Raw genomic sequence first — 26,845 nt, 5'->3', positions numbered from 1 at the left:
CGATGACTCCTACGCTAGAAATTCGCAGTGACATAGCGATTTTGACGCTCGGCTCGGACGAGAATCGATTCTCACCGGACTGGCTCGATGCGGTCGACGCCCACTTGGACCAGATAGAGCGGTCGGCGCGCGGGCTGATCACGGTAGGAGCGGGCAAGTTCTACTCCAACGGACTGGACCTCGACTGGCTGATGGCCCATGGTGATCGCGCCGATTGGTACGTCGATCGAGTGCAGACGCTGTTCGCCCGAATACTCACGTTTTCGATACCCACCGCCGCGGCGGTCAACGGGCACAGTTTCGGTGCCGGAGCGATGTTCGCCATTGCCCATGACTACCGCTTCATGCGCGAGGATCGTGGCTACTACTGCTTTCCGGAAGCGGATATCAACATCCCTTTCACTCCCGGCATGTCCGCTCTGATTCAGGCGAAGCTCTCTCCGCAGACGGCCATGGTCGCAATGACCACGGGACATCGGTACGGGAGCGCGGAGGCCCTCACTGCAGGTCTCGTCGACGGCGTAGCGGCCGAGGACTCGGTGATCGATGCTGCGCTGGAGCGGCTCTCGGCAATTGCCGGTAAGGACAAAGCCACCATCGGAGCCATCAAGACGACCATGTTCGCGTCGGTCACCGCTGCGCTGCGTCAGGGCCGACAGTGACGTCGTAGTCGGTCGCGTCGCGCCGCGCAGGCGGGATCAGAAGGTGAACGCGGCCGACGAGGGTCAGAGCCGTGTCGGCGTCGGCACCGTCGAACACCGCTGTGTGGATGCCGCGCATGGCACCCGTGAGCAGTCGGGCTGAGGCAGGGAGGTCTGTGGCACTGTCGATCTGCCCTGCTTCGGCAGCGGCGCGGAGTAGTTCGGTGATGGCATCGACGAAGCTGTCGTGCCAACGCTCGGCTGTGCCTTCGAATTTGGGGACTCCGAGATTGCGGAACAGCACGTGCGTGCGCGGTGTCTCGTAGATGCTCTCGGCAGCTATTCGCAGAAATGTCTGCAGCTGCTCGAGTGGGGTGCTCGGCCAGCCGGCGTCCGCAGACCGTTCACGGATGCGTTCGATCAGAACGGTGGCGGCGTCGTCGACGGCGGCCTGAAAGAGTTGGCGTTTGTTGGGGAAGTGGTGGAAGGCCGTTCGGGGTGCCAGACCGCATTGCGCAGCGACACTTTCGATCGTGATGTCTGCATAGTCGGCGTGCCGAAGCAGCTCCTGGGTGGCCTCGATGAGGCGTATCGGTGCGGGCCCGGGTTCGTCAGTGGTGGACGACCCGGCCCAGCGGTACAGCGTGGTGGTGTGGATGCCCAAGTCCGTGGCTACGGCTGTCGGGCTTTCGGAACCCCCGAATGCCCGTGCCACCGCCTCTCGGCGATCGGCGAGTGTGAATCTCGAGACCCTGGCCATGATCGTGACAGTCTAGTGCAGCATTCGTGCGAGGGCCGGGAGTAGAACTCGTGCGGGGACGATACCCGCCGTCGCCGCCTGCAGAGCATTGCGGCGACCCGAAACAACATGTGGCCGTGACCGTTTGGCGTCGAGTGCCTTCATGGCGGTGGCGACGACGTCGGCCGGTGTCTGGTACGTGCCGGTGGCTGTGGCCGAATCGCCTATGACGTCGAAGAATTCGGTGTGGGTGGGGCCGGGGTTGAGAGCGAATACTCTGACTCCGTGTTGCGCTGATTCGTACCACAGCGACTGGCTGAAGCTCAGCACGAAGGCTTTGGCGGCCGCATACACGGCAAGAGTCGGGACAGGTTGGAATGCCGTCGTGCTGGCCACATTGACGATGGTGCCCGCCGAGCGGGCGATCATGTCCGGCAGGAACGCCGAGCAGATGTCCACGACCGCGCGGATGTCGACGGCGACAAGCCGCTCGAAATCGTCGGCGTCGCCGTCGACGAACGGTCCCTGGACCGCAAATCCTGCGTTGTTGACGATGAGGTCGATGCGCTCGGGAACGATGGCGCGGAGCCGCCGACCACTGGCCTCCTCCGACAAGTCCCAGGGCACTGTTCGGCAGCGCGCACCGTAGGTCGATTCGAGCTCGTCCGCCAGCGCTGTCAGACGATCTTCCCGTCGGGCGACGAGCAGGAGATCGGAGCCGCGGGCGGCCAGCACTCGCGCGAACTCGGCGCCGATTCCGGAACTCGCGCCGGTGACCAGCGAGCGGCCCGGACTGTAGCGAAAAGCCCTGCGGCTCATCGTTCCGTGCGTCCGAGTTCAGCGGCCGAGCGCCGGGCGAACTCCTCGTACGAGGTGGGTTCTCGTCCGAGCAGGGTCGGAAGAACCGTCAGGTCTCCCGCGGGCAGACCATGGCCGTCGTAATGGGTCATCATCGTGCGGTACGCCTGACGTGCGTCTTCCGGCCAATTCTTCATGTCGCGGGGGTTCGAAGCGGCCTGCGCGCCGCGAACGAGGTGCCCGAGCGCATTCAGTTTCGTCGATCGCACAGCGTGACCGATGACAGTGGGGAGTGCGGGTAGTACATCGAGCGAGTTGGTCAGCGACGAGGGCGGGATTCGGATGGCGGTAACCGGATGCCCCAGCACGCGCGACCAGATCTCGGCCATCTGGTGTCGGGTGAGTTCGACCGTGGACAGGTCGTAGGTGCGGCCGGTGTGCGGCGGCGGGTCGATCAGTACGTTCGCCGCGGCCTCGGCGACGTCGGCGAGATCGACGACCCCCATGACGCTGTCCGGCGACACCGGGTACGGCATGACGCCTGCCTGCAGGAACTCCCACACTTCCAGATAGTTCTGCATGTAGTGCGACGGCCTGAGCGCCGTGGTGGGGATTCCGCTGTCGCGGAGCAGACCCTCGGCGATGTCCTTCTGGTGATGGTGTGTCAGCTGATGCAGGTCTGGATGGATGACGGAGTGAAACACGATGTGCTGCAACCCAGTTGCCGGCGTCGTCGCGATCAGGTGCTCGATGATCGGTCTTTCGTCGATGACCTGGGTCGGAGCCGCGTGATAGAGCGCGTCGGCCCCGGCCAGGGCTCTGTCGAGCGTGTCGGGCGACCTCAGATCGCCCACGACGATCTCGGTTGCCCCGTCTCGACGGGTGGTCGCAGCCTGGCTGTCGTTCTTCACGACAGCGCGGACGGGCATCTTCTGCGCAGTTAGCTGCCGGACGAGCAACCGTCCGATCCCGCCTGCGGCACTGGTCACTGTGATCATCGCACCTCCTCGATGGTGAGCGCGGCAACTCCGGCTCGGTTGCATATATTGCAGAGGATCTGCACATAACGCAAGGGGCCGACGCAAAAGCCGCCTCGATCTGCATTAGTCTCGGACGGTGCCTTCGAACGACGTCGACGATGCAGAGCAGTCGCGGCGCGCCCGCCCACGTCGCGATCGCCGTCAGGCGTTGATCGACGCCGCGATCGAGATGATCTCCGAAGGTGCCAGCGCAGACATCAGCGCGGCGGCGATCTCGCGCAGAGCGGGTGTGGCGCACGGGTTGCTCTTTTACTACTTCACCGACAAGCAGGGCCTGGTGCAGGCCGCACTGGCCGACGTTCTGGGCAAATTGTCCGACGCGCAGGGGCCGCAGTCCGAGGAGCGGACCGTCCGAGCTCGGCTGGAAGGATTCGTCCGACGGCACATCGAGTTTCTGCGGGATCACCGCGCGCTCTACCTGCGGGTGGTGCGCGAGGAGGAATTCGGCGAGGCAGGCGTCGAGAGCGCCCTCTGGCAGGCTCGGGCCGAGGGCGAGCGTCAGGTCGCAGCCCTGGCCGAACTCCCGGATCCGTTGCCACCACTGGTCGCTGTCGCGATTTCGGGGTGGACCGGCTTTCTCGATCGAACCGCCGATGCCTTCTTCGAGACGGCGGATCTCGATCTGGACGAGTCGGTCGCGCTGATCGTCGACGCATTCGAGGCCGTGGTCGATTCCGCGACTCGCCGAGGGGCCGGGCCGCGGTGATCAGGTCGACCAGAAACTGCAAAGGCCGATTCCGAAAATTGCGCAGATTGCTCAATACCGAAGGCTACTATTGCGCAGCCCGCCGGGTTCTGGTCGACTGACGCCGGTTGCATCACAGACGCGACTGACTCGGCGCTTCGCAATCCGAACGCTTGCCTCATGGAGTGACGGGACCTATCCGGTCCCGCCACGTCCACTCGATGCAATCTTTCGTCGCCTATTTCAGGAGTGCTCGCCATGACCAGCCTCAGCTCGACCTCCGGCAATTCGACCGACGGTGATTCGGTCACCGGAGGGCGCGAAACCCTGCACGACATTTCCGAGCGGGTGCTGTGGCTGTCGACGTCGATGATCCATCACGCCAACCGAATCCGACCCAATCCGACGGGTCTCAAGGTGGGCGGTCATCAGGCGTCGTGCGCGTCGATGGTCACCATCATGACCTCGCTGTGGTTCGAGCAGCTCGAAGCGGGCGACCGAGTGTCGGTCAAGCCGCACGCGTCGCCGGTGCTGCACGCCATCAACTACCTTCTCGGTGAGTTGGACGAGAAGTATTTGACGACGCTGCGCTCGTACGGTGGGCTGCAGTCCTACCCGTCGCGCGCCAAGGATCCCGATACCGTCGACTACTCCACGGGGTCGGTGGGTATCGGTGCGACGGCACCTATCTGGGGCGCAATGTCGCGCCGCTTCGTCGACTCCGCATTTTCCGCGGACACCCCGAGTGGGTTTCGCGGACGGCAGTATTCGCTCGTCGGAGACGCCGAGCTCGACGAGGGTGCCGTGTGGGAAGCCGTCATCGATCCGGGCATCGGTGAGTTGGGCGAGATCGTTTGGATCGTCGACCTCAACCGGCAGTCCCTCGACCGAGTGGTGCCGAACATCGCCGCGCGTCGCCTCGAGAAGATGTTCGACGCGGCAGGCTGGCAGGTCATCACCGTGCGGTTCGGTCGGCTGCTCGAGAACCTGTTCGCGCGTACCGGGGGCGACGCCCTGCGGCGTCGCATCCTCGACATGCCCAATCCCGAGTATCAGCGGCTGTTGCGGTGCTCGGCGTCCGAATTGCGTGATCGACTGCCCGGCAACGGTTCCGATGCCGCGGCGATCACCGCGCTCATCGGTGACCTCGACGATCTGATTCTCACCGAGTCCATTCGCAATCTCGGCGGCCATGATCTCGACGCGCTGCGCGAGGCCTACGCGCAGATCGACGACACCCGGCCCACAGTCATCATCGCCTACACGGTCAAAGGCTTCGGCCTCCCCACTCAGGGGCATCCGCAGAACCATTCGTCTCTGCTGACTGTCGACGAATATGCAGCTCTGGCAGACACTCTCGGCACCGACGTCGGTTCGCCGTGGGGCCGCTTCGACGACGCCACAGTGGCCGGGCAGTTGTGCGCCGATGTTGCCGAACGGCTGCGCCGCGAACCGGTGCCCGTCTCGGCACCGCCTGCAGTTCCCACCGACATCGGCCGTACTCCCAAGGGCACGGCCACGACGCAGGCCGCGCTCGGCCGCACCCTCATCGACCTGACGCGTGAGGCTCCGGATGCGGCGCGGCGCGTGGTCACGGTCAGTCCCGATGTCAGCTCGACCACCAATCTCGGCGGTTGGGTCAACAAGGTCGGTGTCTGGTCGTCGTCGGAGCGGCACGACTGGTTCGGCGACGATGCCGAAACCATCATGCACTGGCGTGAGGGTCCCACCGGTCAACACATGGAACTCGGTATCGCAGAGACCAATCTGGTCGGATTGATGGGCGAGCTGGGTGCAACGTGGAGTCGGTGGGGAGAGCCGTTGTTCCCCATCGGGGTGATGTACGACCCGTTCGTCGAACGCGCCCTCGAACCGTGGTCGTACGGCATCTACGCGGGTGGTCAGTCGATTCTGGTCGGTACGCCGTCGGGTGTCACGTTGGCCGCGGAAGGTGGTGCGCACCAGTCGATCAAGACTCCGTCGATCGGTCTGGAGCAGCCCGGGTGCATCTCGTACGAGCCGGCTTTCGCCATCGACGTCGAGTGGACGTTGCTCGCCAGTATCGCCAAGTTGGGTCGCCCCGACGGCACCTCGGCGTACCTGCGCCTGTCGACCCGTCCGGTCGATCAGACGTTGGCCGACGTGCCCAGCGATCCGGCGGCCCGCGAACGCAGGCGCAAGCAGGTGGTGGCCGGCGGCTACCCGCTCGTCCGACGAGACGGTGCCACCGTCACGATCGCGGCGATGGGTGCGCTCATGCCCGAAGCTCTCGATGCCGCAGCACGTTTGGAGCGCATCGGCATTCTCGCGGACGTCCTGTGCATCACGAGCCCGGGCCAGCTCTACCGAGCTGTCCAGGCGCGGCAGGGGCACGGCGACGCGGAGTCGTGGATTCTCGATCAGCTGTTGCCGGCCGATCGGGCGACACCGATGGTGACCGTCCTCGACGGCCATCCGCACACGCTGGCGTTCCTGGCCACGGTGAACCGTGTGGCGTCGACGTCGTTGGGTGTCAGCAACTTCGGTCAGGTGGGCTCTCTGGACGAGGTGTACAAGCATCATCACATCGACACCGATTCGATCGTCGGTGCCGCTCTGGATGTCACCGGTCAGTAGTGCCGCGGGTGCTCATTCGTCCACCCATTCCAAGAGGTCTCCGGGTTGGCAGTGCAGCACCCGGCACATGGCGTCGAGGGTGCTCAGGCGCACGGCTTTAGCCCGTCCGTTCTTGAGGACTGCGATGTTGGCGGGCGTCAGCCCCACGCGTTCGGCGAACTCGCCGACGCTCATCTTCTGCTTGGCCAACTGAACATCGATGCGCACCACGATGGCCATCAGATGACCGCATCCATGTCGCTGCGCAGTTCCGTGGCCTGCCTGAGCAGTGTCCTCATGACGACCATCAACAGTGCGGCGACGGCGACGATGACGACGAGCAGGAAGAGCAGTAGCGGCAGGCCTGGGTCGTCGGCCCCGAATCCGACGTAGAGGAACACCGCGACCAGCACCACCCAGGCCGCGACGATCGACCACGTGATCGTGTCGACCCACACCAACGAGGCGCGGGTGAAGATGGCATTGCGGTTCACCATCGTCAGCAGCTTCCACGTCGCGACCACGACCACCTGAATGCACAGCACCCAGAAGATGGACACGATGGTCAGCGGCCATCGCAGGTATGCGGATTCGGGAGATTCCTGCGCCATGTGGGCGAACTGGCCGGGCAACGACATGACTTGCATCAGCACCAGCACCGCGAACAACGCGGCGAGAAACAGGCGAAGCAACAGGACTACCGCTCGATATCCACTCAGCATGTAGCGAGTATCGACAGGAATCTATCGAAAGTCAATCGATTGAAGTAGTGTCCGTTTCATCCAGTTCGAGTTGACAGCGGGCGTACGGTTGTAACATTCGGTGAAGGTCATCACCGCTGACAGGCCTCGTGCACGCCAACAGGTGTAATGACTGCACCATCTGGGACGCGATCTACTTGACCGATTCCACATCCAACGGCCCCAAACGAAGTGCCGCTACCGAAGCCACGGCTGCAGCCGCATTCGACGAAGAAATTTCGGCTGCTCTGCCTGTCCGGCGACGTCGGTATGCAGGCGAAGACTATTTTGCCGAGGACACCTTCGATGCTCTCGACATATTTCGCGGAATACTGCTCGAACACAAACGTTTTGACACCCTCTTGCAGGGCCTGTGTGAACAGGTGGTCGCTGCCATTCCGTGGGCTGACATGGCGGGAGTGACTTTGCTCCGACATGATTCCGACAATCCCGCGACGGCGGCATGTTCGGATGCGCGTGTGATCGATGTCGACACCGATCAGTACGCCGCAGACGAGGGCCCGTGTCTCGAAGCGGCGAGAACCAACCAGATCGTCAGTGTTCGGATCGACGAGGTCGTAACCCGCTGGCCGACTTTCGCGTCTGCAGCCGCCGCGATCGGAGTGAAAAGTTATCTGTCTGCTCCGCTGGCTGTCGACTCGGGTCATGCCGGTTCGCTGAATCTGTACGGATTCGACTGCGAGGGCTTCAGCGATGTCGACGAGGTTCTCGTCAAGATGTTCGTCACGTCGGTCGAAGCTGCGGTGTGGAATTCGCGACATGCAGCAGAAGCGAGAACGGAAGCGGCCGGTCTTCGTGAGGCGATGAAGACCCGTGGAACAATCGAGCAGGCCAAAGGAATCTTGATAGCCTTGCGCGGCATCTCGCCCGAAGCGGCATTCGCGGTTCTGGCGGAGCAGTCGCAGCGTGAGAACGTCCGTGTTGCCGTACTGGCAGCTCGGGTGGTGAACTCGGCGGTCTCGCAGGCCGTAGGGTCGCATTGACGCCGTCAACTCCTCTCCCACTATGGTTCAGCGAAGCCGAACCGACCTGCGTTATCGAAGGTCGAGAAGGTCAAGGCCTATGACGGACACACCGATTCACGACGAACTTCAGCATTTTCTCGACATCGATACCGGCGGCGGGAGCCGGAAGGCTGCGGCCGTCGATCGGGCGGTCCCGGCCCCGGTACCCACGCATGTCCGGCCCCGGCATCACAGGGCCTGACGACGTGGCCACAGCCCGAGAGAAACAAGACGTAGCCCTCGCCGACTATCGACGCGCGAAGGAACACGAGCAAGGGCTCGCGGATGTGCGTGGGCAGACCGACGCCGATGTTCCCCTGGTTGTCGACGTCGACGATGCCGAATTGCAGGTCGCGGTCGATGCCGACGTGTCGGCACAGGAGGCTCTCAGCGTGGCCCTCAGGGCCGTCGACGACTAGAGCTGTACGCGATCAGCTTTCGTTGCCGTCCCGCACGGACGCAGTGGGTGCGACGGCCGCGTGGACGTCGCCGCTGTAGGACGCAGGCAAGGGACTACTGCACAGTGTGCGAGCCTCGTCGGTCGAAATGCCGAGTGCGCGGAGCACTCGCTCGGTCGTGCCGTCGACCGTCGCCGCCTCGTCGCGGTCGGGTTGCGCCAGGAGCAGGCGGCCCATGGAAAGCAGTGAACCGGCGACGATCGCGAGGGCAAGATCCGGGTCGTCGACGTCGAATCTCCCTTGCGCTGCGGCCGATTCGATATCGCGACGTGACCGTGGTGCCAGGCCGCCGGCCGCGGCGAACGCGGCGGCCTCGGAGTTGAGCAGTACGCGGCTCAGTTGCGGTTCGAGGCGGAACAGGCGCCCGGACAGTCTGAACGATTGGGTGAACTTCTCGACCGGGTCCTCGAAACCGACGGTGAGCGAATCGAGGTAGTCGCCGACGGACTCGAGAGCGGCGTCGATGGCGGCCTGCCACAGTTCTTCTTTGCTCTCGAAATAGTTGTAGAACGATCCGTTGCTGACGTCGGCGGCCTGCGTTATTTCGAGCACGGGTGCGTTGGTGTTCCCGTTGGCGAGTAACCCTTGCGCGGCCTGGATCAGCGCGGCTCTGGTGCGTGCCTTGCGGCGCTCGACGCGGTTGCCTTCGGTCACGATCTGCTCCTGCTCTGCGGTGTCGATGCAGCCTATCGCGAATCAATGATGACGAATTCGTCAAAAACCCTTGACGTACGGCCGTGCCGTGAGTGACGATATCGTCAACACCTTGCGAAGGCAGGGGTATCGACTTCCGGCGGCACCGAAGGACCTCATGACGACGAACGCGACGATCCCGCAGTACCGCACCGATCTGTACTCCACCGATGCGATTCTCGATCCGTACCCCCACTACGTTCGGCTACGCGCCCTCGGCCCGGTGGTGTGGCTGCCGCGCCAGCAGGTGTTCGCCGTCTCGCGCTACGCGGACTGCAAGGCGGTGCTGCTCGACGACGAGACCTTCATCTCGGGGGACGGGGTGGCACTCAATTCCGTCGCCAATCGGCTCGGCCGCGGAACGACACTGAACAGTGACGGCGACGAGCATGCAACCAAGCGATCGGTGCTGGCGCATCGACTCACTCCGAAGGCCGTCCGCAAGATGAAAGCGGCGGTGCAGGAGAAGGCCGAGAGCATCGTCGACGCGGCACTGAAGAAACAATTCGTCGACGGCGTGGACGATCTCGCGACAGCGCTGCCGATGTCGATCGTGCCCGATCTCGTCGGGTGGCCGGAGGACGGCCGCGAGGATCTACTCCGCTGGGCCGGTGCGACATTCGATTCCCTCGGCCCCGTGAATCGACACTCGATCACCGCCGTCAAGGGTGCCGCAGAGATGCTTGCCTTCTCGCGGCGCGTGGTGCGAGATCGATCGGTGATTCCGGGAAGCATGGGCGACGACGTTCTGAAGGCCGCCGACGACAACAAGATTCAGAAGTCGGCATGTCCCGCGTTGATGATCGACTACCTCGGTCCCTCGCTCGATACCACCATCGGAGCGATTTCCGGTGCCCTCGACCTGTTCGCGCGGCACCCCGAGCAGTGGCAGGCGATCAGACAGGACCCGGACCTGATCCCCAATGCGATCAACGAGGTCGTTCGATACGAGTCGCCGATCAGAGCGTTCTCGCGTCGAGCGATCCGTGACGTCGAGATCGACGGATCACGAATCCCGAAAGGTGCTCGCGTACTGGTGGTCTACGCGTCGGCGAACCGCGACGAGCGTGAATGGGACAACCCCGACGCCTTCGACATCACCCGTGACGCCGCGCGGCAACTCGGCTTCGGCTCCGGAGTGCACGGGTGTGCCGGCCAGGGGCTTGCCCGTCTGGAAGCCCAGACCATGCTCCGGGTGCTGGCGCAGCGGGTCGAGAAGTTTGTTCCCGCAGGAACACCCGTACGAGCTGTCAACAACGTCATTCATCGATACGAACGGTTGCCGCTGAAATTGGTGGCAGCAGAAGGGACACAGCCATGAGGATCGACGTCGATTGGGATCGCTGCGAGGGCCACGGCATCTGTGCCGAACAGGCACCCAAGGTGTTCAGCCTCGATGACGAGGGCGAACTGCACTACGCCTTCGATGGCAACGACATTCCCGACGACCTCGCGGCCTCGGCCCGGTCTGCGGTCGGCGTGTGTCCGGTGGCGGCACTGCGAGAACAGGTGTGAGCTCTCTCGAGAGCAGGATCGTCGTCGTCGGAGACTCCATAGCCGCGTGCACCGCTGTCCGCGAACTGAGGGCCCGCGGACTCGAAGGTCCACTGACGATGATCGGGGCCGATGCCGACGGTTGCTACGCGCGGCCGCCGTTGTCCAAGCACGTGCTCAAAGGCGAAGCAGCCGAGGCGGAAACGTGGGATCTGTCGGACCTCGGGATCGAGGCGATCGGTGATCGGGCCGTGTCGGTGAATCCCGAGGCCCACACAGTCACGACCGCCGCCGGTACCGATGTTCCGTACGATCGGTTGATCGTCGCCACCGGAGCGGCTGCACGTCGCATTGCGGCTCCCGGGCAAAGGGGCGAGACGGTGCTGCGGACCTTCGACGATGTTCGGGCACTACGCCCGAAACTCGATGCGGCGCAGACGGCGATCGTCGTCGGTGCCGGATTCCTCGGCATGGAGGTCGCCAGTGCGTGCGTTTCTCGCGGAATCGCAGTCACCGTCGTGGACGTCGACCCTCCGTTGACACGGCTACTGGGTACCTATCTGTCCGACGCGATTACCGCGCGTGCCGAGGCCGCGTCGGTCGAGTTTCTCCGCGCGGACAGCCCGGTTACGTTGACGGGCAACCCCGTTACCGGGATCGAGTTCGCGGGCCGCATCCTCGACGCCAATGTGGTGGTCACCTGCGCCGGTGATGTGCCCGAGACGGAGTGGTTGAACGGCACCGGAATTGCCGACGATCGAGGTGTTGCCATCGACGAGCGCTGCGCCACAGCAGTTCCCGACGTGTTCGCCGCAGGCGACGTCGCGTATTCACGTGCTGGTTCCGGTCGAGCCCCGTTCTGGTCCAATGCCGTCGCGCAGGGCAAGGTCGCAGCGGCCTCCGCACTCGGCCTCGAACCCACGTGTGCGCCCACCGACAACTACTTCTGGACCGAGATTCTGGGACTGTCCATCAAGGTCGTCGGTCCTCTTCCGCTACTGGGTAATCCGACCGTGCTAGAGGGTTCCGTCGACGACGGATCGGCGCTGCTGCAGTGGAACCACGAGGACGGCCGCACGACCATCGTTGCCTACGGCATGAAGAAGGCTGTCGGCCTGCTCCGACGGCTTGCTCGCGAATCCGCTGTTCCCACTACGTAAGGAATTTCATGGCTATCGGCTCTGCGTCCGGTCTGGTTCGTCGTCTTCCCGAGGCGGTCGGGCTCGCCCGAGCAGCGATCGGCATCGCCCACATGGTTGCGCCCACTCGCGCCAACGAACTCCTCGCCGGGCCCGACGCGGCGGTGGCGACGACGCGAGCTGCGGCTCGCACCTTCGGAATTCGTGAAATATACATCGGCGGCGGGCTCTACGCGGCAACTCGGTACGCGCCGAAGGCCGTGCGCACTCTGCTGCGAGCAGGTGTGGCCGTCGACGTCTGGGACACCGCGGCGTTCGCGCTCACCGCTCACCTGCCGCAACGAACGAGAACGGCCGGCTGTGCAATCGCCGGAGGTTTCGTGATCGCCGGCGCGCTGGCAGACCTGCAACTGGACCGGTAGTCGGCGGTGGACAACATCGCTCGAGTCGTTCGCGCGGCGAGCATCAGTGCTGTTCGCCTCTACAACCGATTGGAAGTGACCGTAGCGCAACCGGTTCCGGATACCCCCGTGCTGTTCGTCGCCAACCACGGGTTCGGCGGAGTCATCGATCTCAATGTGTTCGCATTCGCGGCCGCATACGACGAGCTCGGTATCGACCGCGAGTTGATCACGCTGACCCACCAGATCGCGTGGACTCTGCATGCCGAGAAACTGATCGAACCGTTCGGTGCCAGGCCCGCCGGGCGACAAACGGCCCTGGACGCTTTTGCGGAGGGCAGCAGTGTCCTGGTCTTCCCGGGCGGTGACGTCGATGCTTTGAAGTCGTGGCGGCATCGCAACGACATAATGTTCTCGGGTCGGACCGGGTTCGCCCGTTTGGCAATCGAGGCGGGGGTGCCGGTCGTCCCCGTCGTCACAGCAGGAGCGGGGGAGTCCCTGCTGGTACTCAGCAGTGGTAAGCGGTTGGCGAAGGTGCTGAGGTTGGACAAGGTGCTGCGGCTCAAAACGTTTCCGTTGTCGGTGTCCATTCCGTGGGGCGTCAATCTCGGTCTGGTTGGGCTTCTTCCGTACCTGCCGCTTCCCACCAAACTCGAGACCTCGGTGCTCGCGCCCATGCACCCCGACGCCGACGAGTCGGCGGAAAAGTTCGCGGGGCGGGTACACGGGGCGATGCAAGCCGAACTCGACAGATTGACGAAAGATCGGCGACCCGTCATCGGATGATGTCGAGTAAGGCGCTCTCCGATGACAGGCCGGCTCACGCGTAGGTCGCGAACTTTGCCCCGCCGACTACCGACGCCACTCGTTGGTAATCGTCCGCGGTGATGTCGCGATCACTGCAGTAGATGAACCTGTCGGGGCGAACCAGAAATCCGCTTGCGCGAGATTCACGCATCTGACGCGCCACGACGCCTTCGCTGTCGACGTAGTGTCCTGGTTCGAGGGTGTGAGTGGCTACGGCAGAGGCGTATTCGAGTTTCACCTCGCGTACGCCGGCCTCGGCGAGCGCGCGGGGGATGGGCGCGGAGGGAAATCCGATCCAGGTCCAGCTGTTGTCCAGGATCGTGTCCAATCTGACCGGGGCCAGATCGGAGCCCACCACCCATGGCTGGCGGATGAAGGTGCCACGAGGGCTGCGTAGTCGGGTGTTCGTGGCGAAGAATCCGCCCTTCGTGCCCAGTTCGTAGCGGGGCTTGAGTCCATTCGTCGTGATGACCCTCCCCAGGCCCGGGGCTTTCATTGCTGCTCGAATCACGCTGTCGCGCAGACGCGCCGCAGTAGGGTTACTGAGCATGACCAGCTTGCCGATGCGCAGCGAGAATGCGGTCAGTTTCGTGACGTTCGGTCGGCGTTCCGGCTCGTAGGTGTCCAACAGGCTCGGGTCGGCCTGCGCGTTGAGCACTGCGTCGAGCTTCCAGCACAGATTGGCAACGTCACGTACCCCGGACGAGACTCCCTGCCCGGCGAAGGGCGGCATGATGTGCGCGGCGTCGCCCGCGAGGAATACCCGTCCCTTGCTCCACTGCTCGGCCTGCCGGATGTGGAAGGTGTATCCCCAGCTCCGGTATATCTCGACCTGGTCGTAGTCGATCCCGCGCTCTGCGAGCAGGCCGCGTAGACCCTCTTCGGTCTGCAACTGCTCGACGGTCTCGCCCTTGTTGACCCTGAACTCGACGCGGTGGTAGCCCATGGGGCACGGGCAGTCGACGCCGGGGCGATGCGGGTTGGAAATGAAGGTGAAGTCCAGTGGGGCGTCTACGGGTAGGTCGTACCAGGCGCGGAGCTGGATGTCGAACCAGGGTTCTTCGATGTGTTTGCCGGGCAACGCAATTCCGAGAAGTTTGCGGATGGAGCTCGAACCGCCGTCGCATGCGATCACGTAACGTCCGGTGATCTGCCGATCCGGTCCGCCCTCGGCAGGGCGAAGGGTGACGGTGACGGATTTCTCGTCCTGCGACAGATCGATCGCGTCGTATCCCGGCATGACGGTGACGGTGGGGAAGCGTTCGATCCCTTGGCGCAGAACACGTTCGAGCTCGGGCTGATGGTAGTAACACATTCCGGGCACGCCCTGCCCATGGCTCTGCGACGACGTCATCGACAGGAACGTTCGATCGCCGTTCTTGAAATGCACCCGGACGTCCGACGACATCGTGGCCAGCATCTCGTCGAACAGGCCGAGCCCCTGCCACACCCGGTGCGCATCCTCGTCCGACGCGATCGCGCGTTGGCGCGGATAGATGGAGATATCGCGCTCCACGATGGCAGTCCGGATGCCTCGTTGCCCCAGAAGGTTGGCGGCGGTGGCACCGGTGGGTCCGAACCCGATGATGACGACATCCACGTCGAGAGCAGGGCTGGTGCCACCGTTGTTGCTGGTCATGTGGTTCCTCGGTGTAGGCGGGAGCGTGAAGCTCGGGGGCGACGACACTTGACTGACGGTACCGCCATGCGTGACGATACCGTCAATCGCAAAGGAGTATGGCATGAATCACTCAGACCGCACCACCTCGTCATGATCGAGTCACGCCGGCGCACGACGACCGTTCCACTCGGTGCCGTGTTCTTCGTTCTGCTGGCCGTGTTCTTCGGTTGGTCCGTCACCAGGTACGACGGAACATTCGACGATGCTGTGGACGTCGAGGTGGTGTTGAACTCCGCAGGCAATTCGTTGCCGCTCCGCGCAGACGTCAAGGTGCGTGGGGTTTTGGTGGGGCATGTCGATTCGACCTCGGTTCGCGATGGAGCTGTCGTCGCGCATCTGGCCATCACACCGTCGTTCGCTCCAATGATCTCCACGAACACCACCGCGCGTCTGCTGCCGAAAACCTTGTTCGGTGAGCGCTACGTCGCCTTGAATGTTCCTGTCGGCCCGGTGGACCCGGTTGTGGACGGATCAGTGCTCGCCCAGGACGTCAGCGGCAACGCCATCGAGGTGGGAGTACTCCTCGACGGACTGCAGCCTTTGCTCGAAGCGATCCCTCCGCAGGACCTGGCCAGCACCCTCGGTGCGCTCGCCCAAGGTCTGTCGGGGAAGGGTGAGCAGATCGGATCCACGATCGACCGCCTCAAGAACATCTTCGATGAGGTGAACGCGAATATGCCTGCCCTGCAGGAGGATATCCGCGGTGTCGCCGAACTGGCCGACACCTACTCCGACGCGCTTCCGTCCTTGGTGAACGCGTTGGACAAGTTCCGCGTCACTGGCAACACGGTCGTCCAACGACGTCCCGCTGTCGACACGCTGATCGCGTCACTGACCTCGAGCAGTGCGACCACAGCAGACTTCGTGGCTGTGAACTCCGACGACGTCATCAGCCTGGCAGCGGATTCGCGGGAAACGCTCGAAATTCTCCAGGAGTACATCCCCACCGTGGAGTGCTTCCTCGATCAGATCGTCGCAGTGGTGCCGCAGATCCCCGAAGTCCTCGAAACGGACGGCGACTTTCCGGGCATCCAGGGAACAGCTGAGTTCGTCAATCCCAAGGGGCGATACCTACCCAACCAGGACGAGCCGCGATTCTTGGACGATCGACCACCCAGGTGCCTGCCGAGCCCTCCGGTAGGAGAGAACATGCCACAGTATTCCGGCGGCTCCTTCAACGACGGTGCGTACCAGGTGCCCTCGCGTAATCCCGGTCTCCAGGGAGACGGCGAACCCGCTGCTCAGAACGCACCGTTTCCCGCCGCGCCCGCGTCGTACGCCGGGTCGGATCTGGAACGGGCGACGCTTGCAGTCGTCTACGCCGATCGGGTTGGAGTTGCTCCAGAGGACATTTCGTCCTGGACCACCATGCTCGGCGCGCCTGCGATAAGGGGGAGCCAGGTAGTCCTTCGTTAAGCTGCGATCATTGGGTGAGGGCTGATCCGTCGACTACCGGCTCTCACGATCTACGGCGCGATCCCGCGGTGCTTTCTGTTCTTGTGAGCGGATGCGTTTTCTCGGCAGGAGCCAGGGACGGCAGACCAGGATGATCAGTGCTACTTCGACCGGCGCACCGCCGTAGTACATGATCTCGGAGCCCACCCGGGCTTGTTCAGCCGTCACATCCGCCGGAGGGTGGGCGTACAGGGTTTTGGCGAGAACGTTGTGCGCTGCGATGGTGGAGATCAGTGCCGTGACACGCCAGGGGGCAGACACGCGATGCGGCGCTGGGTCGGGACCTCCCAACACGGCGAAGGTGAACAGGTATCCGGCAGCCAGGACGTGCACGTGAACGACAACGTGCACAACAGAATTGGTATGCATCATGCCGAACAGGTCGCTTCGGTACAGCACCCAGAGGCCTCCTACGTTCAGAGCCCCGGCGACGAACGGGTTGGTCGGAACGGCGGCCGGCGAGGACGCCAGCAACCTGGCGAGTCGACGGGCGGTCGACACCGGGAGCACGCGCAGAACCAAGGTGACGGGAGCTGCGAGGACGAGCAGGAGGGGGCCGAGCATACCCAGGAGGAGATGGGCGACCATGTGGGCGGCGAAGTCGTGGTGGGCGCGCTCGGCCAAGGGGCCGATCAACGCCAGGGCCACCGACAGGACACCGAATAACCATGCCGTGGTGCGCAGCATCGGCCAGTAGATCCGGCGTGCCTCCAACTTCGTGGTCGCGAAGACGTAGACGGCTACTGCCGCAACGAGCATCGCGATCAACCACGACGTTCCCGGACCGAGCGCGGTGGCGTCGGCACCGCCGTGGTCGTGGTTCATCGGTCAGCTGCCCGTAGTCAGACGATCATGGCTGCGTTTGGCGCGCCGGGCGGTGATGATCCACAGGGCTATGCCACTCGCAAGTAGCACGGCCGCGATGATATTCCACGTGATGTCGTAGGGAGCAAGGTCCACGTCGTACCGAATCTGATGCAGCCCAAGCGCTTTGTGTTGAACCAGGCCGTCGTAGAGCTGAAAGAACCCTGCTCCGGTCAGCCATCCCCCGGCGAACGTCAGTCCTTGGAACGCTGAATCGCGTATCAGGCGAACGACGAGGAGCAGTGAGGCCACGGTGGCGAACCAGCTGAAAGCGTGAAAGAGGCCGTCCGACACGAGCCCGATGTCGGAAGTCGACTTGTCGTAGAAGTGATGCCAATGCAGAAGCTGGTGGAAGATCACTTCGTCGATGAAGGCAACCGTCCCCAGCCCGAGTAGAAGGCCGGCGATGAGATTGCGCCGGTGGGTGACGGATTTCGGTGTAGTCATACGCATTCCTGGGTCGTCGACAGCGACTGTCTCTGACCGCTCGCCTACCCGGATCCAACCTGGACAAACGAATCGGGTGACTCGACCTGTTCGTCGGACCCTGGCTGTTCGGCCCGTCCGACGCGGAGCAGTCATACTCGGACAATGCGCTCGAAGCAGAAAATTCTCGACGCCACGCTCGGGCTCATTGCCGAGGGTGGTTTCGAGGACGTCACCATCGCCGCGGCGGCGCGGGCTGCGGGCGTGACGCGCCAGACGGTGTATTCGATCTTCACCACCCGTGAGGACATGATCTCCGAGGCCATGGTGGGTCTTGTCGTCGACGTGATCGGCGGCATCAGGGCCAAGGCGGATCAGGCCGAAACGCCGGCGGAGTTCGTCGTCGAGACGATCGTGGCTGCGCGCGATCTCATTCGCCGGGAACCGGTGCTGAACTCGCTGCTGCGTTCGGGCAATGCGAATCCGTTGTTCGACCCGGACATGATGGATCGAGCCACGCCCGTCGTGCGTCAATTTCTCGACGGTTACATCGAACGCCATCCCGATTTCGATTCCACTCGATTCGACGGGATCGACGCCACGCTCGCGCGTAACGGGCTATCGGTAGTTCTCTTCGACGACGCGGAGATTCGCGACGACGACGGCTTGCGCGCGTACCTGCGGCGCTGGTTGGTTCCGCTCATCCCTCTGAGCTGACCCGTAAAACTTGACACCGAAAGCCACTTCTGTCTAGTTTTGCTTCGCACGTGCACGTGACACAGGTCTCGGTGCGCGCTGCTGCACACCATTGGGGGGTACGTGTCGAATTTGAATCGCCGGTCGTTTCTCGGCGCGACTGCTGTTGCTGGATTGGCCGCACTGTCGGGCGCGGGGGTGGCGCGAGCAGCGGGCGGGCGACGCGTCCAGATCCCGCTGACCCGCGAGGATCATCGTGTGGTGATCATCGGATCGGGGTTCGGCGGCGGCGTCGCCGCATTGCGCCTGGCCGAAGCCGGGGTTTCGGTTCTGGTGCTCGAGCGCGGAAGGCGTTGGAACACAGGCCCGAATGCGGACACGTTTCCCGATGCCACGTCACCGGACAAGCGGATGTTGTGGCACGGTTCGAGTCCTAACCTGTTCGGAAGGCCAGTTCCTTTCGATCCGTACGTCGGCCTCCTCGAGGCGGTGCCCGGAGACAACATGACTGCGCTGTGCGCGGCCGGTGTCGGAGGCGGATCCCTGATCTACCAGGGAATGACACTGCAGCCATCGCAGCCGGTGTTCGAGGAACACTTTCCGGCCGGACTGGATTGGCCGACTCTGAATCGGGTGCACTACCCACGCGTGGCACGGATGTTGCAGCTCCAGCAGGCCCCCGACGAGTTGATCGGTACGCCCAATTATCAAGCAGCACGGGTGTTTGCGGCCAATGCTCGTCGAGCGGGTCTGCCGGTGTCCAAGATCCCGATGCCGATCGACTGGAACTTCGCCCTCGACGAGACGCGCGGGGTGATGGCACCGTCGTACACCGATGGGTCCGGTGCATTCGGAGTCAACAACGGCGGCAAGCACTCCGTGGACGTCACCTACATCGCCGCCGCCGAGGCGACGGGGCTGGCCACGGTCGCGACGCAGCACGATGTCACGAGTGTCGAGCGGCGTGCCGACGGCCGTTGGACGGTCTATGTCGATCGAATCGATTCCGACGGAACGGTTCTGGAGAACAAGGTTCTCACCGCCGGCACGCTGATCATGGCAGCCGGAAGCCTGAACACCACCAAACTGCTCGTCCGCGCCGGAGCGACCGGAGGCATTCCCGATCTCCCGAACGAGTTGGGGCAGGGCTGGGGCACCAATGCCGATCGCATCTACGTGTGGTCGAGCATCGAGCAGCAATTCGGTGCACCCCAAGGCGGACCGGTGGTGTTCGGCAGCCTCAACTGGGACGACCCGAACACTGCGCACACCGTCATCCAGGCCTCGATACCGCCGTTGTCGTTCGATGCCCACAGCACGATGCTCGTCGGGTACGGAGTCAGCAGCGGCCGCGGCCATTTCGGCTACGACTCCTCCATGGACCAGGTGCGACTACATTGGCCGGCCAACGGCGACAGCCTGATTCAGGACGGTTCGATCGATCCGACGGTGCGTCGTATCGCCGGATCGGGCAGTGTTCTCACCGATACCAATGCACTGTTCCCGTCCACCTGGCATCCGTTGGGTGGGGCCAACATGGGCGCAGTATGTGATCTTGACGGTCGTGTCCACGGCCAGCGAGGACTGTATGTCCTCGACGGGGCACTCATGCCCGGCACCACCGCAGCGTGCAACCCATCCATGACCATCGCCGCACTGGCCGAACGTGCGCTGGACAACATCGTTGCCGACGACATCGGCACCGTTATCTGACCCCCACCAGAAAGAGACCGATGCATCTGTACCGCAACATGATCGGCGTCGCAGTCACCGCCGTGCTCGCGTCTTCCCTGACCGTGCTTGGAGGCTCGGCAGCGAATGCCGACCCCGTCGACGAATTCTACGTCCCTCCGGCTCAGGTCGTCGACGACCCGGGGGCCGTGTTGCGGACGCAGCCGATGTCACTGTTCGCGGCTCTGCCCGGTGCGGACGGTGCCTACCCCGTTCAGGCGCAGCGGGTGCTGTACACGTCACGGACGCAGGACGATACGCCGGTGGGCGTGTCGGGCACGTTCATCGAGACCGAGGTGCCCTGGCGTGGTGCAGGCCCGCGGCCGACCATCGTCGTCGCGCCCGGCACGGTGGGTCAAGCCGATCAGTGCGCTCCTTCTCGTGCGTTTCCGACGACTGTCAACGCTGTGACACAACCATTGTCCATCTCGTTCAATCAGGAGTTGTTGTCTTCCACTCTGTGGGGATCGATGGGTGCCAACGTGTTCGTGACCGACTACATCGGGTTGGGAACGCCCGGTGTGCACACCTATGTCAATCGTGTCGAGCAGGCTCATGCGGTGCTCGACGGTGCTCGTGCCGCGAACGAGCTTCTCGGTGATACCGATGCACCCGTTGGTATCTGGGGGTACTCCCAGGGCGGTGGGGCGGCAGCCGCGGCGGCCGAACTCGCCTCGGAGTACGCACCAGGTCTGAATGTGAAGGGTACGTGGGCCGGAGCTCCCACAGCGGACTTGCTCGAGGTGTTGAAGACCGTCGACGGGACGCTGATCGGAGGGGTGATCGGCTATGCCCTCAACGGGTTCGTAGAGCGGGATCCGAGCTTGCTGCCGCTCGTCGAAGAGCGACTCACCGATCACGGCAAGGCAGTGCTGAACGATCTGTCGACGCAGTGCATCGGCGACACCATTCTGAAGTACCCGTTCCTGCGAACCGAATCGTTGACCGCGGACGGCAAGTCGATGCTCGAGAACTTGGGCACCATTCCGCAGGCGGGTCGCATCCTCGAGGCTCAGCGGATCGGTCGCAGTACTCCGAACGCACCGGTGATGATCACCAGCGGACTCAACGACGACACCGTGCCGTACGGTCAGGCCCGGCAGTTGGCTCAGGATTGGTGTGGGCGAGGTGCCACGGTCGAGTTCCGAACCAACCCGTTGCCGCCGATCCTGCAGGGTGCTGTGTTGCCCAACCACTTCGGGCCACAGCTGATCGACGGGTACGGCGGCGCCGCTGCAGCGTTCCTGATGGATCGGTTCGCCGACGTCCCCATGGCACCATGCTCCATCGACTGATCGGCGGCCGCAGGCGCTGGCGGCTGGTGCGAGAATTCGTACTCCGCCACCGCTGTCCCGCACGCCTGAGCGCCGAGCAACGCGCCGCTGACTATGTCGCGATAGCCGAATCTTTCGGCGCCTTTTGGCCTCGCGACACACGACGAGTTCGGGTGCTGATCAGCAGCTTCGGCGATCGGGATCCTGATGCAGTCGTTGCCGCGATGCGCCCGGTTGCAGCTCCGGTTCAGCTTCACCCGGTGGTGCGGGTGTGGAATCGTGCCGTCGACTAGGGCAGCGTCGACACCGCTACGCTCGACCCTGTTGCGGTCACGGCGTCGGGTGGAGGCTGCGATTGCAGGCGGTGGCCCGGACATCGTCTTTCAGCCGATCGTCCGTGCACGTGATGGGGTGATCGAGGGATACGAGGCCCTGTCGCGTTTCCCGGCGGGCGGCGGTGACACCGAGGCGTGGTTCGCCGATGCAGCGCAGTGCGGCCTCGGTCCTGCTCTGGACAGATCTGCGGCCGTCAAGGCATTGGGAGAATCAGCGCGTCTGCCGGATGGTTGCTTCGTTGCCGTGAACCTGAGTGCTGCAACGCTACTGGTCGATGCTGCCCTCGTGGATGTGCTGCTCGACTTCGGCCGACGACGGTCACTGGTAATCGAGCTCACCGAACATGCCGCCCAGGACGACGAGGATGCGGTGATCGCAGTGTTGGCCGAACTTCGACGCGGCGGCGTCGCTGTCGCAGTGGACGATGTGGGATCCGGATACGCAGGTATGCGGCAGCTCGTCGTGCTCGAGCCGCAGATCATCAAACTCGACGCGTTCGTCGTTCACGGCATGAAAGGCAATCGAGTCAAGTCTGCCTTGGCTGAACTGGTGCTCGAGTTCGCGCGAAAAACGGAGGCGAGGTGCGTGTTCGAGGGCATCGAGACCGACGACGACCTCGAAGCGGCCGCGTCGATCGGGGCAGACCTGCTGCAGGGCTTCCGAGTGGGCCGCCCTGCTGCGCTGTGATCGGATCTGACCAGCAGGTTGAGTACCGCCCAACTGTGGGTATGGCAGGAACAAGACAAGTTCAGAAAGGCCGATGCGGTCGAACGGGAGACACGCGGCACCACCACTGAGGGTGAATCGAAGGAGACGGATCGATGGCCGATGACGACAGTGACATCAAGACGGAGTTCGATGACCTCGTCAACATGACGGCGAAGGAACTCGACGAGTTTCTCGGCACCGACGACTCGAAGGACGTCGGGCAAAAGAAGGACGGCGGCGAGTCGACGGGCCACGAGAGCGGCCGCCGCATCGTCGAAATCCTGAAGACGAAGAAGGCGGACCTGTCCGACGACGACTACGAGCACATGCGAAAGGTCGTCGGCTACTGCAAACGACACCTTGCGCAGCGGCCCGACGGGGACATCACCGACACCAAATGGCGCTACTCACTGATGAACTGGGGCCACGACCCGAAGAAGAAATGATCTCGCTTCGCTGGCGGGAGGTCTGCTCCACTCGGGGCCCCGGCTGCGGGAATCCCGCCACCGGGGCTCAGGAGTGGAGCAGACATTGCTCACGCCGTGGAGGACCCGGCTAGCGCATCTACGACGAGAAGCTCGCTCGCTTCGAGGCCTCGCGCGCCACCACTTCCTCGGCCGCGACGATGACGTCGTCCACATCGGCACTCTTGACGACGACCACTCCGTCGGCGTCGGCGACGATGAGGTCACCGGGTGAGACGACGACTCCTCCGAGCGCGACCGGCTCGTTCAGTCGGCCCGGCCCGTTCTTGTAGGGACCCGCCGGTGTGACACCGCGTGCGAATACGGGCAGACCCAACTCGGCCAAGGCGTCGGCATCGCGCACGGCACCGTCGATGACGAAGCCGGCGATGCCGAGCGATTTGGCGCGAATACCGATGAGATCGCCGATGAGGGCGCGTGTGTCGTCACCTGAGCCGTTGACCACGATGACGTCGCCGGGGCGGGCGTCGTCGAGAGCCTTGTGAATGTAGAGGTTGTCGCCCGATCGAGTCCAGACGGTGTACGCCCGGCCGGTGACTGCTGCTCCGGCCCAGATGGGCCGCAGTCCGGCGATTATGCCGAAGCGCTCCTGGGCATCGCCTACGTTGGCTGCGGGCACTCGAGAGAAGCGTTCGATCATGTCGTCGGATACGGCAGTGGCGGAATAGGTTTCGGTACTCATGAGATCAATGCCTTTCGGGTGACTTATTGCTGGTCGGCGAGCAGTTCGGCGATGATCGGTTCGATCTCGGTTTCACGCTGTTCCCACAAGGTCGCGACGTCTGCACCGGAGACCCAATCGGGCTGCGTCGCTGCGCCGGTCAGCTTCTCGGCGACCGCCGGATCGGCCAGTGCAGTCTCGAGGGCATTCTGCAGCGTGGTCATCGTCGCGTCCGGGGTGCCCGCGGGAGCGCTGATGGCGAAGTTGTTGGTCATGAACGGGGCGTCGTATCCCTCGCTCGCCAGCGTCGGTACCTCGGGGATGAGCTTGTTCTGCTCCTCGGTGAGTACCGAGAGGATGTTCACCTCCCCCGATGCGAACTGGCCGTAGAAGCTCGAGACTCCGCCGAGGGCGAAGTCGGTCTCACCCGAGACCAGGGCCGAGATCTTGTCGGCACCACTGTTGTAGTGGACGATGTTGAAGTCCAGGCCGAGGGTGTCTTCGAGGGTGCGGAGGTTGACGTGGTCGTCGCCGGCCCTGGAATCGGTGCCCACGGTGATGGACCCCGGGTTGGCCTTGACGGCGTCGAAGAGCTCGGCAATGTTTTTGTACGGGCTGGACTTGTTGACCCCGATCACGATGTCGTTGGAAGCGAACGAACCGATGGGCGAGAAGCTTTCGCGATCGAACCCGGCTTTCTTGCTCGGGTCGAGGTATCGCCCGAGGATCGACGGGATGTTGGTGAAGCCGATGGTCTCACCGTCCGGCTTGGCGTTGGCCAGGTAGTTCAGTCCGACGACCTGGCTGCCGCCCTCCTTGTTGACGACCTTGACCGGTACACCCAGTTCGGTCTCCATGGCGGGGGCCATGATTCGGGCCAGGATGTCGTTGCCTGCGCCTGCGGCGGACGGGACGACCCATTCGACGGTGGCACCGTTCCGTGGGAACGGCGCTCCGGAATCGGTTGTGCTCGAGCCGCATCCGGCAATCAGGGCGGCAGCGGAGATGGCCGCGACCAGGGTGGGCAGTGTTCTCATGAGACGGGCTCCTTGATGGGCTGGGTTTGGGTGGCGCGGCGGGAGAGGATGCGAGCGAGGACGGGGCGCAGCATTCCGAACAGAACGGCTGCGATGAAGACGAGCAGGAGAACCTTGTTGATGGGACCTTCGACGAAGACGCCGTAGTCCCCGCGAGAGAGCGAGAGTGAACGCTGAAAGTTCTCCTCGAGCAGAGGCCCGAGGATCAGGGCCAGCACCAGTGGAGTCAGAGGAATCTTGGTGAGGTGGAACAGGTATCCGATGACGCCTGCGCCGAGCATGATGAAGATGTCGAAGACGCTGCCGTTGATGCTGTAGACGCCCAGGAACATGAAGGCCAGGATCATCGCCATCAGGTAGTGGAACGGGATCTTCAGTACGGCAATCCACAGGCGAACCAGTGGCACGTTGAGAATCAGCAGAATGATGTTGCCGACGAGGAAGCTGGCGATGATGGTCCAGGCCACTTCAGGGTTGTCGCGGAACAACAGTGGGCCGGGGATCAGACCGTTGATGGTGAAGGCGCTGGCCATGATGGCTACGGTCGCGGAGGTGGGGATGCCGAGGGTGAAGAGCGGAATCATCGACGACAGTGCGAGTGCGTTGTTGGCCGATTCCGGTCCGGCGACACCCTCGACGGCACCCTTACCGAATTGCCCGGGACGCTTGGTGAGCTTCTTCTCCATCGCATAGGACGCCAATGAGGTTGCAGCACCCGGAGATCCGGGGAGCAGGCCCATCAAGAAGCCGATGACGGAGCCGCGCATCGTGGGGCCTGCAGACCTGGTGATGTCCGTCTTGGTGGGCAGCAGCTTTCCGACGGCGAGTGGTCGTCGGCCGGCACCGCCCGCCGAGCGGGCTTGGATGAGAATTTCGGTGAGACCGAAGCAGCCCATCACAACGGCCACGAGTGCGACGCCGTCGAACAGTTCCGGCATGCCGAACGTGAACCGCTGGATGCCTTGGCCGGAGTCGATGCCCACCGACGCGATGGCCAGGCCGAGCCCCACACTGATCAGCGCTTTCGCGGGGTTGTTGCCCGAGAAGCTGGTGATCAGGGCCATGCCGAGTAGTGCGACGAGAAACAGTTCGGGAGCACCGAATTCAAGTGCGAATCGGCTGAACGGGGCGACGACGACGAATCCGACGACGCCGACCAGTCCGCCGACGAACGACGCGAGTGCGGCAACGACGAGGGCGGGACCGCCGCGTCCGCTCTTGGCCATCTCGTAGCCGTCGAGTGTCGTTGCGATGGACGACGCCTCACCGGGAATGCGCAGTAGGACCGCGGTGACAGTGCCGCCGAATGCTGCGCCGTAGAGGATGGCGGCGAGCATGATCAGCGCCGTGGTGGCGTCGAGGCCGAAGGTGATCGGGATCAGCAGCGACACCGCGGCGGCGGGGCCGAACCCAGGGAGGACGCCGACGAGCATGCCCAGTACGCAGCCGAGGAGTGCGAAGAGCAGATGCGTCGGAGTGAGGACGTTGACGAAGCCTGCCATCAGATCGGGAAATCCCATGACTCACAACCCCCAATCGGCGAGGAACGGAATGGAGGAAGCCGGCAGTGCGGTGCCGAGCCAGACGTCGAACACCAGTCGGGTGGCGAGTGTGGTGGCCACTGCGACGCCGATGGCAACCACTGGGGTGCGCTTCCCGACGAACGTCAACACGACGGCGAGCATCAGCGCCATCGAGAGCGTGTAGCCGAGGGTGGGGAGTACCAGTGCCGCGCCGGCAATCGCGGCGACGACCACTCCGATTCTGGTCCAGCCGGCGCGGTCGGGGAGTTCGGTCTCGTCGGCGTCTTCCTCGTTGTCGCTGGAGAGGAACGCGACGGCCGCAGAGGTGGCGGGTTCGAATTCGAGTTCCGGTTCGGGTGCCGTCACCCGCGGCGCTCGGACGAGCTGTATCGCCCACATCGCGCCGCCGAGGATCATTCCGAGGCCGCCCACCAGGGGCAGGAAGCCCGCGCCGACGCCGGGTTCGGCGGCGATGCCGTACCCGGTTGCCATGGTGACGGTCGCCAAGCCGACGACCAGCGTCGCGCCGAGCACGATCCATTCGATCGTGTGTTGTGTGCCGAGCAGTATCTTCACGGCCGGCTGCCTTTCTGACGATATGTTCGGATGTGGCCTGGAGGGGTCGGCCGGATTGCTGTGCTTCACGTCACTTGCAATCTTGCACAGGTTTACAGGATTGTGGTTGAGTGTGTCAACAGACACAGTGGAAAGTG

29 protein-coding genes are annotated in these 26,845 nt (G+C 63.8%); 16 read left to right on the top strand and 13 right to left on the bottom strand.

The window, feature by feature from the left end:
- Positions 1–2 precede the first annotated feature (2 nt).
- Positions 3–662, top strand: coding sequence for an enoyl-CoA hydratase/isomerase family protein (locus J2X62_RS06585; RefSeq protein ID WP_027495442.1), 660 nt, complete (start codon positions 3–5; stop codon positions 660–662).
- Here J2X62_RS06585 and J2X62_RS06580 read toward each other — a convergent pair.
- From J2X62_RS06580 to J2X62_RS06570, 3 genes are read right to left on the bottom strand one after another with little or no spacing between them, the layout of a single operon-like run.
- On the bottom strand, positions 631–1,401 hold the full coding sequence (locus J2X62_RS06580) for a TetR family transcriptional regulator (protein WP_310178849.1): 771 nt from the start codon (positions 1,399–1,401) through the stop codon (positions 631–633). The genes J2X62_RS06585 and J2X62_RS06580 overlap by 32 nt on opposite strands.
- A gap of 12 nt (positions 1,402–1,413) precedes the next feature.
- Entirely contained in the window at positions 1,414–2,199 is a 786-nt protein-coding gene (locus tag J2X62_RS06575; protein WP_310178847.1) for an SDR family oxidoreductase, read from the bottom strand.
- Complete coding sequence (locus J2X62_RS06570; RefSeq protein ID WP_310178844.1) at positions 2,196–3,176, bottom strand: NmrA family NAD(P)-binding protein; 981 nt, start codon at positions 3,174–3,176, stop codon at positions 2,196–2,198. Before J2X62_RS06570 ends, J2X62_RS06575 begins: the two co-directional genes overlap by 4 nt.
- 118 nt (positions 3,177–3,294) lie before the next feature.
- Between J2X62_RS06570 and J2X62_RS06565 the strand changes: the two genes are divergently transcribed.
- Both J2X62_RS06565 and J2X62_RS06560 read left to right on the top strand, forming a co-directional pair.
- Positions 3,295–3,924, top strand: coding sequence for a TetR/AcrR family transcriptional regulator (locus J2X62_RS06565; protein WP_094663603.1), 630 nt, complete (start codon positions 3,295–3,297; stop codon positions 3,922–3,924).
- Positions 3,925–4,161: 237 nt separating this feature from the next.
- On the top strand, positions 4,162–6,519 hold the full coding sequence (locus tag J2X62_RS06560; RefSeq protein WP_167326434.1) for a transketolase-like TK C-terminal-containing protein: 2,358 nt from the start codon (positions 4,162–4,164) through the stop codon (positions 6,517–6,519).
- A 12-nt stretch (positions 6,520–6,531) separates the two neighbouring features.
- Here the strand turns inward: J2X62_RS06560 and J2X62_RS06555 are convergent, their stop codons facing one another.
- Entirely contained in the window at positions 6,532–6,738 is a 207-nt protein-coding gene (locus J2X62_RS06555) for a helix-turn-helix transcriptional regulator (protein WP_027495448.1), read from the bottom strand.
- The gene (locus J2X62_RS06550) at positions 6,738–7,220 is read right to left on the bottom strand and encodes a DUF2975 domain-containing protein (protein ID WP_045841071.1); all 483 of its coding nucleotides are present in this window, start codon (positions 7,218–7,220) and stop codon (positions 6,738–6,740) included. The genes J2X62_RS06555 and J2X62_RS06550 overlap by 1 nt, the downstream gene beginning before the upstream one ends.
- Before the next feature lie 176 nt (positions 7,221–7,396).
- Here J2X62_RS06550 and J2X62_RS06545 point away from each other — a divergent pair, with 176 nt between their 5' ends.
- Together J2X62_RS06545 and J2X62_RS06540 are read left to right on the top strand one after the other, a co-directional pair.
- The gene (locus J2X62_RS06545; protein WP_139278399.1) at positions 7,397–8,242 is read left to right on the top strand and encodes a GAF and ANTAR domain-containing protein; all 846 of its coding nucleotides are present in this window, start codon (positions 7,397–7,399) and stop codon (positions 8,240–8,242) included.
- A gap of 227 nt (positions 8,243–8,469) precedes the next feature.
- Positions 8,470–8,682 (top strand): hypothetical protein, encoded by a 213-nt coding sequence (locus tag J2X62_RS06540; protein WP_139278400.1) that lies wholly within the window; start codon positions 8,470–8,472, stop codon positions 8,680–8,682.
- Positions 8,683–8,694: 12 nt separating this feature from the next.
- Here the strand turns inward: J2X62_RS06540 and J2X62_RS06535 are convergent, their stop codons facing one another.
- Complete coding sequence (locus tag J2X62_RS06535; RefSeq protein WP_027495451.1) at positions 8,695–9,375, bottom strand: TetR/AcrR family transcriptional regulator; 681 nt, start codon at positions 9,373–9,375, stop codon at positions 8,695–8,697.
- Between the two features lie 157 nt (positions 9,376–9,532).
- Between J2X62_RS06535 and J2X62_RS06530 the strand changes: the two genes are divergently transcribed.
- From J2X62_RS06530 to J2X62_RS06510, 5 genes are read left to right on the top strand one after another with little or no spacing between them, the layout of a single operon-like run.
- Complete coding sequence (locus J2X62_RS06530; RefSeq protein ID WP_032367041.1) at positions 9,533–10,735, top strand: cytochrome P450; 1,203 nt, start codon at positions 9,533–9,535, stop codon at positions 10,733–10,735.
- On the top strand, positions 10,732–10,929 hold the full coding sequence (locus J2X62_RS06525; protein WP_032367040.1) for a ferredoxin: 198 nt from the start codon (positions 10,732–10,734) through the stop codon (positions 10,927–10,929). Before J2X62_RS06530 ends, J2X62_RS06525 begins: the two co-directional genes overlap by 4 nt.
- A complete protein-coding gene (locus J2X62_RS06520; RefSeq protein ID WP_032367039.1) occupies positions 10,926–12,068 on the top strand; it encodes an NAD(P)/FAD-dependent oxidoreductase in 1,143 nt (380 codons plus the stop codon). The genes J2X62_RS06525 and J2X62_RS06520 overlap by 4 nt, the downstream gene beginning before the upstream one ends.
- 8 nt (positions 12,069–12,076) lie before the next feature.
- Complete coding sequence (locus J2X62_RS06515) at positions 12,077–12,469, top strand: hypothetical protein (RefSeq protein ID WP_032367038.1); 393 nt, start codon at positions 12,077–12,079, stop codon at positions 12,467–12,469.
- Between the two features lie 6 nt (positions 12,470–12,475).
- Positions 12,476–13,234 carry a 1-acyl-sn-glycerol-3-phosphate acyltransferase gene (locus J2X62_RS06510; protein ID WP_032367037.1) on the top strand — a complete coding sequence of 253 codons (759 nt, stop codon included), beginning with the start codon at positions 12,476–12,478 and terminating at the stop codon, positions 13,232–13,234.
- A gap of 34 nt (positions 13,235–13,268) precedes the next feature.
- Here the strand turns inward: J2X62_RS06510 and J2X62_RS06505 are convergent, their stop codons facing one another.
- Entirely contained in the window at positions 13,269–14,894 is a 1,626-nt protein-coding gene (locus J2X62_RS06505) for an FAD-dependent monooxygenase (RefSeq protein ID WP_052073926.1), read from the bottom strand.
- Between the two features lie 132 nt (positions 14,895–15,026).
- Here J2X62_RS06505 and J2X62_RS06500 point away from each other — a divergent pair, with 132 nt between their 5' ends.
- A complete protein-coding gene (locus J2X62_RS06500) occupies positions 15,027–16,352 on the top strand; it encodes an MCE family protein (RefSeq protein WP_310178820.1) in 1,326 nt (441 codons plus the stop codon).
- A gap of 33 nt (positions 16,353–16,385) precedes the next feature.
- On the opposite strand, the gene J2X62_RS06495 is transcribed toward J2X62_RS06500, so the two are convergent.
- Both J2X62_RS06495 and J2X62_RS06490 read right to left on the bottom strand, forming a co-directional pair.
- Positions 16,386–17,216: a cytochrome c oxidase assembly protein gene (locus tag J2X62_RS06495; RefSeq protein ID WP_310178818.1), complete on the bottom strand. Its 831-nt coding sequence runs from the start codon at positions 17,214–17,216 to the stop codon at positions 16,386–16,388.
- Between the two features lie 3 nt (positions 17,217–17,219).
- Positions 17,220–17,702 carry a DUF2243 domain-containing protein gene (locus tag J2X62_RS06490; RefSeq protein WP_080736198.1) on the bottom strand — a complete coding sequence of 161 codons (483 nt, stop codon included), beginning with the start codon at positions 17,700–17,702 and terminating at the stop codon, positions 17,220–17,222.
- A gap of 144 nt (positions 17,703–17,846) precedes the next feature.
- On the opposite strand from J2X62_RS06490, the gene J2X62_RS06485 reads away from it, so the two are divergent.
- The 5 genes from J2X62_RS06485 to J2X62_RS06465 all read left to right on the top strand — a co-directional run bounded on the left by J2X62_RS06485 (position 17,847) and on the right by J2X62_RS06465 (position 22,872).
- The gene (locus J2X62_RS06485; protein WP_032367035.1) at positions 17,847–18,398 is read left to right on the top strand and encodes a TetR/AcrR family transcriptional regulator; all 552 of its coding nucleotides are present in this window, start codon (positions 17,847–17,849) and stop codon (positions 18,396–18,398) included.
- Positions 18,399–18,500: 102 nt separating this feature from the next.
- Entirely contained in the window at positions 18,501–20,090 is a 1,590-nt protein-coding gene (locus J2X62_RS06480; RefSeq protein ID WP_094695686.1) for a GMC oxidoreductase, read from the top strand.
- A gap of 20 nt (positions 20,091–20,110) precedes the next feature.
- Positions 20,111–21,403, top strand: coding sequence for a lipase family protein (locus tag J2X62_RS06475; protein ID WP_236253894.1), 1,293 nt, complete (start codon positions 20,111–20,113; stop codon positions 21,401–21,403).
- 258 nt (positions 21,404–21,661) lie between these two features.
- The gene (locus J2X62_RS06470; protein WP_179274279.1) at positions 21,662–22,405 is read left to right on the top strand and encodes an EAL domain-containing protein; all 744 of its coding nucleotides are present in this window, start codon (positions 21,662–21,664) and stop codon (positions 22,403–22,405) included.
- Positions 22,406–22,539: 134 nt separating this feature from the next.
- Positions 22,540–22,872, top strand: coding sequence for a DUF3140 domain-containing protein (locus J2X62_RS06465; RefSeq protein ID WP_027495461.1), 333 nt, complete (start codon positions 22,540–22,542; stop codon positions 22,870–22,872).
- 118 nt (positions 22,873–22,990) lie between these two features.
- Here J2X62_RS06465 and J2X62_RS06460 read toward each other — a convergent pair whose 3' ends face one another.
- The 4 genes from J2X62_RS06460 to J2X62_RS06445 are packed head-to-tail and all read right to left on the bottom strand — an operon-like array spanning position 22,991 to position 26,708.
- Positions 22,991–23,593, bottom strand: coding sequence for a methyltransferase (locus J2X62_RS06460; protein WP_032371760.1), 603 nt, complete (start codon positions 23,591–23,593; stop codon positions 22,991–22,993).
- Between the two features lie 23 nt (positions 23,594–23,616).
- Positions 23,617–24,609 carry a tripartite tricarboxylate transporter substrate binding protein gene (locus J2X62_RS06455; RefSeq protein ID WP_032367030.1) on the bottom strand — a complete coding sequence of 331 codons (993 nt, stop codon included), beginning with the start codon at positions 24,607–24,609 and terminating at the stop codon, positions 23,617–23,619.
- Positions 24,606–26,129, bottom strand: a complete 1,524-nt coding sequence (locus J2X62_RS06450) for a tripartite tricarboxylate transporter permease (protein WP_306902011.1) — start codon at positions 26,127–26,129, stop codon at positions 24,606–24,608. Before J2X62_RS06450 ends, J2X62_RS06455 begins: the two co-directional genes overlap by 4 nt.
- Before the next feature lie 3 nt (positions 26,130–26,132).
- Positions 26,133–26,708, bottom strand: a complete 576-nt coding sequence (locus tag J2X62_RS06445) for a tripartite tricarboxylate transporter TctB family protein (protein WP_204857743.1) — start codon at positions 26,706–26,708, stop codon at positions 26,133–26,135.
- Positions 26,709–26,845 lie beyond the last annotated feature (137 nt).

It is taken from the genome of Rhodococcus sp. 3258 (assembly GCF_031456475.1).
Taxonomy (GTDB): domain Bacteria; phylum Actinomycetota; class Actinomycetes; order Mycobacteriales; family Mycobacteriaceae; genus Rhodococcoides; species Rhodococcoides fascians.
The sequence above is the reverse complement of the archived record's forward strand: the minus strand, read 5'-3'. Positions and strand labels throughout refer to the sequence as shown.